9 protein-coding genes are annotated in these 11,920 nt (G+C 63.2%); 2 read left to right on the top strand and 7 right to left on the bottom strand.

Annotated features, from left to right (window positions below; all coding sequences use genetic code 11):
• Positions 1-71 precede the first annotated feature (71 nt).
• The gene (locus QMG56_RS05400; RefSeq protein WP_230187894.1) at positions 72-1,535 is read left to right on the top strand and encodes an ATP-binding protein; all 1,464 of its coding nucleotides are present in this window, start codon (positions 72-74) and stop codon (positions 1,533-1,535) included.
• 15 nt (positions 1,536-1,550) lie between these two features.
• Here QMG56_RS05400 and QMG56_RS05405 read toward each other — a convergent pair whose 3' ends face one another.
• The 6 genes from QMG56_RS05405 to ptsP form a co-directional block, all read right to left on the bottom strand.
• The gene (locus tag QMG56_RS05405; protein WP_281821557.1) at positions 1,551-1,925 is read right to left on the bottom strand and encodes a hypothetical protein; all 375 of its coding nucleotides are present in this window, start codon (positions 1,923-1,925) and stop codon (positions 1,551-1,553) included.
• 65 nt (positions 1,926-1,990) lie between these two features.
• Positions 1,991-3,940: an ATP-dependent zinc metalloprotease FtsH gene (ftsH, locus tag QMG56_RS05410; protein WP_230187892.1), complete on the bottom strand. Its 1,950-nt coding sequence runs from the start codon at positions 3,938-3,940 to the stop codon at positions 1,991-1,993.
• 144 nt (positions 3,941-4,084) lie between these two features.
• A complete protein-coding gene (gene tilS / locus QMG56_RS05415) occupies positions 4,085-5,020 on the bottom strand; it encodes a tRNA lysidine(34) synthetase TilS (RefSeq protein ID WP_281821558.1) in 936 nt (311 codons plus the stop codon).
• A 117-nt stretch (positions 5,021-5,137) separates the two neighbouring features.
• A complete protein-coding gene (locus QMG56_RS05420; RefSeq protein ID WP_281821559.1) occupies positions 5,138-6,049 on the bottom strand; it encodes a tol-pal system YbgF family protein in 912 nt (303 codons plus the stop codon).
• A 66-nt stretch (positions 6,050-6,115) separates the two neighbouring features.
• The gene (locus QMG56_RS05425) at positions 6,116-6,973 is read right to left on the bottom strand and encodes a RodZ domain-containing protein (RefSeq protein ID WP_281821560.1); all 858 of its coding nucleotides are present in this window, start codon (positions 6,971-6,973) and stop codon (positions 6,116-6,118) included.
• A gap of 152 nt (positions 6,974-7,125) precedes the next feature.
• Positions 7,126-9,399 carry a phosphoenolpyruvate--protein phosphotransferase gene (gene ptsP, locus QMG56_RS05430; RefSeq protein WP_281821561.1) on the bottom strand — a complete coding sequence of 758 codons (2,274 nt, stop codon included), beginning with the start codon at positions 9,397-9,399 and terminating at the stop codon, positions 7,126-7,128.
• A gap of 151 nt (positions 9,400-9,550) precedes the next feature.
• Between ptsP and QMG56_RS05435 the strand changes: the two genes are divergently transcribed.
• The gene (locus QMG56_RS05435; protein WP_281821562.1) at positions 9,551-10,717 is read left to right on the top strand and encodes a pyridoxal phosphate-dependent aminotransferase; all 1,167 of its coding nucleotides are present in this window, start codon (positions 9,551-9,553) and stop codon (positions 10,715-10,717) included.
• 141 nt (positions 10,718-10,858) lie between these two features.
• Here the strand turns inward: QMG56_RS05435 and QMG56_RS05440 are convergent, their stop codons facing one another.
• Positions 10,859-11,872 carry a nitronate monooxygenase family protein gene (locus tag QMG56_RS05440; protein ID WP_281821563.1) on the bottom strand — a complete coding sequence of 338 codons (1,014 nt, stop codon included), beginning with the start codon at positions 11,870-11,872 and terminating at the stop codon, positions 10,859-10,861.
• Between the last annotated feature and the right edge of the window lie 48 nt (positions 11,873-11,920).

An 11,920-nucleotide genomic window follows, 5' to 3' on the forward strand; every position in this document is an offset into this window, starting at 1 on the left:
ATTGATGAGCGGGCCCGTAACGATCTATTGCGCTCTTGCCTGTCTGGCATGGCTTGGGCCATGGCAGCGCGGTGACAGCAGGAATCGAAATCGGGACGGACAGCGCCGGGCAGAGCGTGCGCATGGATGTGGAGGAATTGCTTGCCACGCGCCTGTTGGTGCAGGGCAATTCGGGATCGGGTAAATCGCATCTCCTCCGCCGTTTGCTGGAGGAAAGCGCGCGGCTGGTGCAGCAGGTCGTGATCGATCCGGAAGGGGATTTCGTCACGCTGGCGGATAGTTTCGATCATGTGGCGATTGATGCCGGTGCCTATAACGAGCGGGAGATTGCGGCGCTGGGTGCGCGCATCCGGCAGCATCGTGCATCGGTCGTGCTGAACCTCGAATCCCTCGAAATCGACGCGCAGATGAAATGCGCGGCGATATTCCTCAATGCCCTGTTCGATGCCCCGCGCGATTTTTGGTATCCGGTGCTGGTGGTCGTCGACGAAGCGCAGATGTTCGCTCCGGCGGCGGCAGGCGATGTGTCGGAGGATGCGCGGCGGGTATCGCTGGCGGCGATGACCAACCTCATGTGTCGTGGGCGCAAGCGTGGGCTGGCGGGCGTGATCGCGACGCAGCGGCTGGCGAAACTGGCGAAGAATGTGGCGGCAGAAGCCAGCAACTTCCTGATGGGTCGCACTTTCCTGGACATCGACATGGCGCGCGCCGCCGACCTGCTGGGGATGGAGCGGCGGCAGGCCGAGCAGATCCGCGATCTGGAGCGCGGGCGCTTTCTGGCGCTTGGCCCGGCAATTTGTCGCCGCCCGGTATCGGTAAAAATCGGGCCGGTGCAGACCAGCACGCGCATGGGCACGCACAGCCTGTTGCCGTTGCCCGACGCTTCCACGGGCGGCGCGGTGCAGGCTATGCTGTTTGCCGAAATGGAAACCGATGCGCCGCCACCGCGCGCCGAGCCCAAACCGCAAGCCATCGCGGCGGAGGAGCTGATCCGCAGCCTCTCCGGGCCGGACCTGTCGGCCCCGGCGGCAGAGCGTCCTTCCGAACCGCAGCCCGATCAGGCCGTGGCGGACGCAGCGATCATTGCCGTGCTGGAGGAAATGGTGGCCGATCCCGGCAGCGCGTTTCAATCCATGGCTGTGCTGTATCAGGATTTCACGGTGCGATGCCGGATGCACCGCCTTACCAAAGTGCCGCTCGACCTGCCGGTCTTCCGCCGTCGCTTCGCCATGGCACGTGCGGGGATATTCGATCCCGCCGACGTGCGGTTCGAACAGGCGCTGATCGTAGCGGAACGTCTGCCGGAGGATATGCTCGCCCCGTTCCTGCTGATCGCCCACGCGGCGCTGATCGGGCAACCTTGCCCCGATGACGATGCGCTGGCGCGGGCTTATGGCACCAGTTCGCCGGGGCGGGTGCGGCGGTTGATCGAATATATGGAAAAGCAGGGTGTCATCGTCGCGCGCACCGATTTTGGCGGAAGGCGGTCGATTGGGGTTCCGGAGCTGGGCCTGAGTACGGCGGCGGCTGAATAAGGCGAGGCGTGCGGCTTATTTCCCGCAGGGATAGCGTTTCTTCATCAGGGCGTAGAAGGCAGTTTTGACGCTTGTGCGGGCCTTTTCAGCCGTCGGGAGGGATTGCAGTTCCGCCATCACATCGTCGCTGCTGATCGATGCCTTGCCCTTGGGTGGCGGACAACTATGGGGCGGTTTACCCGCCTTCTGCGCAGCGTCGATATCTGCACGATAGGCGGTCGAAACGCTTTTCATTTCGTTCCTGAGCAGCGTCAAGTCCGAGGACATCATGGCCATTACGCCCTTGGCCTTCACAGCATCGGATTTGGCCAGAAACTCGGCAACGGTCATGGCTTGCGCAGCCGGAACATAGGCTGAGATCAGCAATGCTGTGGTCAATAATCTACGCATTGCAGCCTCCCGATACGAAAAGGGCGGCGCCCGCTGGCACCGCCCTCTTTCCAGTTTCTAGAAAATCAGATCCCCTGCGGTGCAGGATCGCCGAACGGCCCTTTGCGGCGGCGCGTCTTGGGGATCGCGGTGCCGGCGGTGGGGATGCTCGACGGACGGATCGTGGTGCCGTCGTCACGGATGATCTCACCCTTGTCGAGCAGCGTCTTGATCTCGTCGCCCGAAAGCGTTTCATATTCCAGCATCGCATTGGCCAGCAGGTGAAGCTGATCCTCATGCTTGGTCAGCAATTCCCTCGCCCGGTTATAGCCTTGCTCGACCAGCGTGCGGATTTCCTTGTCGATCAGCTTGGCGGTCTCGTCCGACATGTTGACGCGCGCGCTCTGCGAATAGCCAAGGAAGGTTTCGCCCTGCTGCTCTTCATACTGCAGCGGGCCGAGCTTTTCGGACATGCCCCATTGCGTGACCATGTCGCGGGCCAGCTTGGTCGCATATTGAATATCGCTCGATGCGCCCGACGATACCTTGTCGTGGCCGAAAATTACTTCTTCGGCGACGCGGCCACCCATGGCGACGGCCATGTTCGCGTGCATCTTGTCACGGTGATAGCTGTAGCTGTCGCGTTCCGGCAGCCGCATAACCATGCCCAGCGCACGACCGCGCGGAATGATCGTCGCCTTGTGGATCGGGTCCGAAGCGGCTTCGTGGACGGACACGATGGCATGACCCGCTTCGTGATAGGCGGTCATCTTCTTCTCGTCGTCAGTCATGACCATGGAGCGGCGTTCCGCGCCCATCATGACCTTGTCCTTGGCCATTTCGAACTCGTCCATCGCGACCAGACGCTTGCCGCGACGCGCCGCCATCAGGGCCGCTTCGTTGACGAGGTTGGCGAGGTCCGCGCCGGAGAAGCCGGGCGTACCGCGCGCAATCGTGCGGGCATTCACGTCGGGGGCCAACGGCACCTTCTTCATGTGCACGGCAAGAATCTTTTCGCGGCCTTCGATGTCGGGGCGCGGCACCACGACCTGACGGTCGAAGCGGCCCGGACGCAGCAGTGCAGGATCGAGCACGTCAGGGCGGTTGGTCGCCGCGACGATGATGATGCCTTCATTGGCTTCGAAGCCGTCCATTTCGACCAGAAGCTGGTTCAGCGTCTGTTCGCGCTCATCATTGCCGTTGCCCAGACCCGCGCCACGATGGCGACCGACGGCATCGATTTCGTCGATGAAAACGATGCACGGTGCGTTCTTCTTAGCCTGCTCGAACATGTCGCGCACACGGCTTGCGCCAACGCCAACGAACATCTCGACGAAGTCCGAACCCGAAATGGTGAAGAACGGCACACCGGCTTCGCCCGCAATGGCGCGCGCCAGCAGCGTCTTGCCTGTACCCGGCGAACCGACCAGCAATGCGCCCTTCGGGATCTTGCCGCCCAGACGCGCGAACTTGGTGGGGTCTTTCAGAAACTCGACGATTTCTTCCAGCTCTTCGCGGGCTTCATCGATGCCTGCGACGTCCTGAAACGTCACCTTGCCGTGCTTTTCGGTGAGCAGCTTGGCCTTCGACTTGCCGAAACCCATCGCGCCGCCTGCGCCGCCACCCTTCTGCATCTGGCGCAGAACGAAGAAGGCGATGCCGAGGATCAGCAGGAATGGCAGCGATTGATAGATGAGGATCATCCAGAAGCTGGGCTGTTCTTCGGCCTGACCGCTATATTTGACGCCATAATCGTCAAGCAGGCCGGGCAGGCTGGGATCGGCCACAGGAACGGTGGAGAAACGCTGGTCGTTGGTCAGCGTGCCGGTGATCTTGTCCGGCGCGACGGCCACTTCCTTGACCTGACCGTCCTGCACCTTCTGCCGGAATTCGGAATAGGCAATGCCGGTGCCCGATGTCGCGGCCGTGCGGCTGTCGAACAGGGACACGAAGAGCAACAGGGCGACAATGACGCCCGCCCAAATCATCGCGCTCTTGATCCAGGGATTGCCCTGCGGTTCCTTATCGTCGTTCATGACATCTCGCTTTCATCGACCAAGATAGGGTGTGGGGAACAAATGGCAATATGACTCCGCCCCGTCGCCCGTTCCGGCTGCAAAAGAGTTAGACCAGCAGGTGTTTCACTATGGTGAACGGCGCGCGGATTGCTGTGCTGCGGGTCACTGCCCCGAATGTCTGCGGGGCGGGGCGGGGCGGAGCGTCCACGACTCGCCGCCGGACAGTATCCAGTCGCCCAGCATCGCCTTGCCGCCGACGATAAGCTGGGCCAGCGCCCCGTCGAGCGCATCGCCACGCGGCGCAGGCGCGTCGGGCGCAGCCAGCGCCAGCATGTGCAGCACGAGACGCCGCTGCACCTCGCGCGGGAAATCGGTGGCCGTAAGGCGCCAGCCTTCGCCATCGGGCACAACATGCCGTGCGGCAAGATCGGCGGTCAGCCATTGCAGCGCGTCCGCCGCTTCCGCCAGCGCCGCAGCGCTGCGGGTCGCGGCCGCAGGATCGAGCCAATCGGTTTGTGCAAGACGCTGGCGCAACGCTGCCCGGTCGAAACGGTCGTCGGCGTTGCTTGGATCGTTCACGAACGGCGCGCCCTGTTCCCTGGCCAGCGCCAGCAGTTCCGCCTTGCGCCAGCCGAGCAGGGGCCGCAGCACCGCGCCATTGCGCGCCCGAACGCCCGCCAGACCCGATACGCCCGAACCCCGATTAAGTCGCATCAGCAGGGTTTCGAGCTGATCGTCGGCATGATGTGCAGTCAGTAGCCAGTCGATGTCGCGCTCGCGCCGCCAATCGTCGAGTAAGGCATAACGAGCCTTGCGCGCCGCCGATTGCAAGCTGCCGGTAATGGGGCTGGCGGGGCGCAGGATGCGATGAGGGATGCCCTGTGCGGTGCAATAGTCCGCCACCATCGTCGCTTCGTCGGCGGATGCAGCGCGCAGCCCATGGTCGACGGTCGCAGCCTCCACTTGTCCGGGCAAAGCCTCATGCGCCAGCCACAGCAACGCCATGCTGTCCGGACCACCGGACACGGCAATGCCGATGCGAGCGGGCAGGGGAACCAGTCGGGCAAGGTCTTTCAGGAAACGGTCCGCTAGCACCATGATCTTCACGCCAATTTATGCCGAGCCGTTGTCCTGCGAAAGCAGGAGTCCAGGAGGCTTGGCGCGGTGCCTGACGCCCTGGGTTCCTGCTTTCGCAGGAATACGATCAGCAGGTCGTTAAGCCGCGCACTTTGCCCGTTCGCGGCCCTTGGTCATCATGCCGCGCAATGTGGCACTCATCGTTGCGCCGTACATCTGCTCAAGCTCGCTATACACTTTGCACGCATCGGCAGGCTTTTTAAGCTGGATCAGCGCTTCGCCGAGATAGGTCAGGCTGTCGGCAGCGCGGTCGCCCTTGGGCCGCTTCTGATAATTTTCGTAGAACGCCACCGACGCCAGCGCCGGCTTCCCATCGTCCAGATAGGCGCGACCGAGCAAGTTGGCGGTGCGGCTGGCCAGCGGGGAGGTGCCGAATTTGTCGAGCGTTGCCTTCAACTGCGTCTGCGCCTCGGGATAGAATTTCGCATCCCACAGCCGATAGCCATAAGTGTAGGCATCCATCGGAGCATCGCCGGTGTCGGGCAATTCGATGGCCGCCACCGCTGCCTTTCGCGCGGCACTGGCAGCGGGGGTTGCGGCCGGGGTGGATTTTACGGGCGATGCTGCGCTGCTTCCGCCCTGCGTCGCGCCCATCGCGGGCGGTGCCGCATCGGCGGGTGTCAGCTTCGCGTCGGTCTCCGCCTTGTATTTCGCAAAGGCGTCCTCAAGCTGCTTGATCTTGAAGCTGTTCTGTTCGGCCTGACCGGTCAAAGTCGCAAGCTGTCCCTCCAGCGCGTCGACGCGCGCGATCAGGTCCGACACGGGCGTTGCGGCGGGGGAACCGGGCGCGATCACGGGCGTGGGTGCGCGGGTGATATCCGGCTCGATCGGGGTGCCGCCGGGAAACACCTTGCGCTGGACTGCCTTCATTTCCTTTTCCAGTCGGTCGACGCGCGTCTGCACTGATGGCGCGACGGATTGCGCAGCGGCCGGCGCAGCAAAGGTGATGGCCGCCGTCAGGACGGACGCTGTAACGAGCAGGTGACGCATGAAGGATCCCCAGGCAATGAATATGCCGTCAATCATAAGAGCTTTGCAGCGGCGGTAAAGCGCCCTTCACTCCTGAACGGTTGGAACGGGCGCAGGGGAGGCCGGTGCGGGTGCGGCGGGCGTTGCCGTCGCTCCGGTCGGCGAGGTGGCGGTGGGAGCCGTGGCGGGAACAGTCGAGGCAGGCCGCGCCAGCAATGCCGCCGCACTGATCGGGACATCCGAAATCGTCCGTTCCGGGGCGCCCAAGGGCGGCACGGGCCGTCCGCCGACCGTCACGGCAATGGCATTGGGGCGACCGGTCAGGATCATCGGGTTATTGGCATCGGCGGGCACCGTGAAGGTCTCGCCCTTCTTCATCTGCTTTTCCAAAAGCCGCTCGCCGGTGCCGTCGTAAATGCGCAACCACACTTCATCCACAGCGGTCAGCACGACCGGCCCCTGCGTCGGCGGCAAGGTGGGTCGGGCAGCAGGTGCGCCGTTGCCGGTGGCGGGGCGGGTGGATTGGGGATCGACTTGCGCGGCGATCTGTTCTTCGCTGGGCGGGGTGAACATCTGCGTGCGCCACACGCCATAGCCGACCGCAAACAGCAGCGCGATTGCCGCCGCCGTCCAAGCCAGATAGCGGGGCGGTACGCGTGCGGGATCGGCCGGTTCGAACATTTCGTAACGGGGCGCATTCATCACATCGGCATCGACCAGCTCGCGGCGGACACTTGCGGCAATCACCGTTTCGTCGGCGCCCACGGCACGCGCATAGGCGCGCGAAAAGCCGATGGCATAAGGAATGCCGGGCAATGCCGCATATTCGTGGTTTTCGACCAGCGCGAGTTGCCGCATCGGGATACGCGTACGGGTTGCGACGTCCTGCAACGACAGTCCCTGCGCCTCGCGCGCCCGGCGTAACACGTCGCCGGGTCGATCCATGTCCAGAGACCCTTGTTCCATCTCTTCCATCTGTTCCGTATTGCCCCTCTCGCGGGGGCCGCAAATGCGACCTTGCGATGCTCTTGTCTCATTCCCGCGCGCCTGCTGTCAACGCCGCACCCTAAGGAAATGCGATCAGTTTCAGCTTGATGTCAGTTGAGGTCGATCCGTCGCTCCTGCGCCCAGGCCAGCAACGCCGCGCGCGCATTGGGTGTACCGTCCGTCAATAGCTTTGCCATTTCCTCTTTCAGAGGCGCAAGATCGAGCGACCGGATCATTGCCTTCACCGGACCGATGGAAGCAGGCGTGATGGAAAGGCGGCGGATGCCCAGCCCAAGCAGCGCCATCGCTTCCAAAGTCCGCCCGCCCATTTCGCCGCATACACCCACCGGCACCTTATGGGCCTCGCATGCTTTCACGATCCGCGAGAGGAAGCGCAGGATGGCGATACTGAGCCAGTCGTAGCGTTCGGCGAGCTTGGGATGCGCGCGGTCGGCGGCGAACAGAAACTGCGTCAGATCGTTGGTGCCGATCGACAGGAAATCGAGGCGCGGCAATAGCAGGTCCAGCACTTCGGCCAAGGCAGGCACTTCCAGCATCGCGCCATAGCGTACGGCGTTGGGCACAGCCTTACGCTGATTGACCAGCCACGCTCGCTGCTTTTCGATCAGCGCCTTGGCTTCGTCGAATTCCCAAGGCTCGGAAATCAGCGGGAACATGACATATAACGTCTTGCCCGCTGCCGCTTCCAGCAACGCGCGCGCCTGCGCCTTCATCAGCCCGTCGCGTTCCAGCGCAAGGCGCAGCGCCCGCCAGCCCATTGCCGGGTTTTCCTCGGTATCCTCGCCTTGCCGCATATAGGGCAAGGCCTTGTCACCGCCGATATCGACGGTGCGGAAGATAACCGGACGATCCCCCGCCACGTCCAGCACATCCTTGTAGAGCCGCTGCTGGCGTTCCCGCTGCGGCATGGTGGCGGACACGAGGAACTGGAACTCGGTGCGAAAAAGCCCGATGCCATCAGCGCCGGTCACGTCCAGCGCAGCGGCATCGTCACGCAGCCCGGCATTGACCATCAATTCGATGCGCTCGTTGTCCTTCGTCACCGGCGGCAGGTCGCGCGCGGCGGCAAAGGCGGCGCGGCGTTTTTGGGTGAGGTTCAGCTTGTTTTCGAACGCTTCTTCCATGTCCGGGCTGGGGCGCACGAACACGCGGTTTTCGATGACGTCCATCAGGATCAGGTCGCCTTCGTTCACCTGATGCCGGATGTCGCGCAGGCGGCCCAGCACCGGCACGCCCATGGCGCGCGCGACGATGATGACATGCGCGGTCAGCGATCCTTCTTCCAGGATCACGCCTTTCAGCCGCCGCCGGTCATATTCCAGCAGCTCGGCCGGACCCAGATTGCGCGCGATCAGGATCGCGTCCTGCCGCAAGCCCAGTTGTGCCGCCGTACCCAATTGGCCCGACACGATGCGCAGCAGCCGGTTCGCCAGATCCTCCAGATCGTGCATCCGATCCTGCAGCAAGGGGTCCTGGATCTGCCGCATCCGCATACGGGTGCGTTGCTGCACGCGCTCGATGGCCGCTTCGGCGGTCAGACCGCTGTCGATCGCTTCGTTGATCCGCCGCGCCCATCCTTCGTCATAGGCGAACATCTTATAGGTTTCGAGAACCTCCTGATGCTCGCCATCGACCCCGAATTCGGATGCGCCGGCCATCCGGTCGATCTGTTCGCGCATCTTGGTGAAGGCGGAATAGACACGCTGCCGCTCTGCTTCGGTATCTTCTGCAACGGTATGTTCGATGTGGATGCGGGGCTGGTGGAAGACCGCATGACCCCGCGCCATGCCCATCACCAGTTGCAGGCCGGTGAGCATGTTCGATCCGGTGCCGGTTACACGGTCGTCGGTCCGGGTGTCGTCGACCAGTTCGGCATTGGCGATCAGTTCGGAAAGGACCATGGCCACCGTTTGCAATGCTTCGATCTCGACCTCTTCATAGCGGCGGGGATCGACATGTTGCACGCACAATACGCCGACTGATTTCTCCCGTCGGACGATCGGAACGCCCGCGAAGCTGTGGAACAGTTCTTCACCGGTTTCAGGTAGATAGGCGAAGTCGGGATGAGCGGCGGCTTCGTCGAGGTTCAGCGTTTCGACATTGCCCGCGATGGTGCCGACCAGACCTTGCCCCAACGCCAGCTTGGCGACGTGCACCGCTTCCTGCTTCAGTCCGCGCGTGGCGTAGAGTTCCAGCAGACCCTCACGCAGCAGGTAGATGGAGCACACTTCGCTGTGCAGTTCCTCGCCGATGATCTCCACGACCTTGTTCAGCTTTTGCTGCGCAGCAGAGCGCGAAGCCATCAGCTCATGCAGGCGGCTGAGAATTTTGCGGGCGGCGGTGGTGGCTGGCGTAGTGACCATGTGGAACCGCTATCAGAAACAGGCTGCTGCTTCCAACAAGGAACTGCGCGTTTCTCATATTGCTGCAAAATGTCGGGGCGGATGGCGGGTCTGGCACGCCCATTCGTTGCGTCATTGCAGTAGAGATGTATTGTTCGGAGGGCGGCAGGATATGAGCACTGTGGGTATCGACGCGACGGCGCGAAACGACCTTCTGGATCGCGGCTATTCCCGCCGCCAGATCGGGCAGGTCGCAGCTCTTCTGGGCGCTGCGGCAAGCATCACCGCCTTCAAGCCAGCCTTCGCGCAGAGCCAGGCGGCGCGCGCGGTGGCGGGCGCGGTACAGATCGGCGCGAACGAATGCTGGACCGGGCCGTTCCCGGTGGCGGCCGAAGCTGCTGCCAAGGTCGTGGCGCAAGGCAACCGCTACGATCCGGGCGATCTGCGCGGGCAGTTTATCAAGACAGTGGCGCAGGTCGAAGGCGTTGCCGAAGATCGCATCCTGCCCTGGCCGGGTTCGGGCGACCCGTTGGTCCGCTCGGTCATTGCCTTCTGTTCGCCGGAAAAGGGTCTGGTCACACCCGATCCGACCTTCGAATCGGCGTGGCGCGCGGCGGCGTGGCTCAAGGCGCCGGTTGCCAAGGTGCCAATGACACCGGGCAAAGGCGCCGACGTGAAAGCGATGCTGGCCGCCAATCCCGCTGCGGGCCTGTATTACATCGTGTCGCCCAACAACCCCACCGGCACGGTCACGCCGCTTGCCGATCTGGCATGGCTGGCCGCGAACAAGCCAGCCGATTCGGTGCTGCTGATCGACGAGGCTTATCTTCATTTCTCCGAAGCGCCGAGCGCGATGGCGCTGGCCAAGGATCGCAAGGACGTGATCGTCATGCGGACCTTTTCCAAAATGTTCGGCATGGCCGGGATGCGCCTTGGGCTGACGTTCGCGGACCCAGCCTTGCATAAGGCGATGATGCGCTACGATGGCTATCAGGTGACTGGCACCCTGCCGGTGACGGCGCTGGCCTGCGGGACGGCGGCTTATACCGCAGCGGACGCGATCAAGGCGCGCCGTGCGCAGATGATCGGCGTTCGGGAAGAAACGTTCGCGCATCTCGCAAAGCGCGGGATCGCGTATCACCCCGGCAGCGAAGCCAATATGTTCATGCTCGACTGGAAGACCAGGCCGGCCAAGGAAATGCAGGCGAAGCTGCTGGCGGAGAAGGTTCAGATTGGCCGGTCGTGGGAAATCTGGCCCACCGTGTCCCGCGTGACAGTGGGATCGTCCGAGGAAATGGACAAGTTCAAGATCGCGCTGGACAAGGTGTTGATGGCGTAGGCGTGACTGTTACCCGGCCCTTCGACAAGCTCAGGATAGACTTCAGCTTAAGCTGAAGACCGGGGTCCAGGAGTCGTACGCGCCGTGCTTCGTGGCCCTGAACCCCGGCCTGCGCCGGGTAACAGTGTAGGGGAGAGCGCCTTAAGCGGCCCGCGCCGTCAGCGCCGCTTCCGCTTCGTCCATCAGCGTGGCAAGGATTTCGCGGACCGGTTCTTCCTTCATCACCATGCCGACCGACTGGCCCGCCATCAGGCTGCCGCCTTCGACATCGCCGTCGATCACCGCGCGGCGAAGTGCGCCTGCCCAGTAATGTTCGATCTGGAGCTGCGCTTCCATCATGTCCACCGCGCCGGTGTCGAGCAGATTGGCGACTTCGCGCTGCTTGGCGGTGAAGTTTTCGGTGCCGGGATTCTTGAGCGCGCGAACGGGGATCACCGGCAGGCGCGGGTCGATCTGTACACTGGCAACGGCATCGCGGGCCGACGCGCGCAAGAAAGCCTTCTTGAAGTTAGGGTGCGCGATGCTCTCTGTCGCGCATACGAATCGCGTGCCAAGCTGCACGCCCGCCGCACCCATTTCCAGATAAGCGGCAATGGCTTCGCCCCGACCGATGCCGCCCGCGACGAACACGGGAAGCTGCGGCGCCATTTCAGGCAGGATTTCCTGCGCGAGCACGCTGGTCGATACCGGGCCGATATGACCGCCCGCTTCCATCCCCTCGACCACCAGCGCGTCAACGCCCGACCGCGCCAGCTTCTTCGCCAGCGACAGCGCCGGGGCGAAGCAAATCAGCTTCGCACCCTTTGCCTTGATCGCTTCGATGCTGCCCTTGGGTGGCAGACCGCCAGCCAGCACGACATGCGTGACATCATGTTTCGCGCATATGTCGATCAGGTCGAAGAGCTGCGGGTGCATGGTGATGAGGTTCACGCCGAAGGGCTTGGCTGTCAGCGCCTTCGTCGCGGTGATTTCTTTATCGAGCAGTTCAGGCGTCATCGCCCCACAGGCAATCACACCAAAGCCGCCAGCGTTGGAAATGGCAGACACCAGATTGCGCTCGCTCACCCAGCTCATCGCGCCGCACATGATCGCCGTCTCGCAGCCGAAAAATTCGGTGCCGCGTTGCATGAGGGTGGCGAGTTTGGGGTGAGTCATGTTTTTTCTCCGTCATTCCCGTGAAAGCGGGAATCCATCTCCTGCCCT

It is taken from the genome of Sphingobium sp. BS19 (genome assembly GCF_027925545.1).
Classification (GTDB): Bacteria; Pseudomonadota; Alphaproteobacteria; order Sphingomonadales; family Sphingomonadaceae; genus Sphingobium.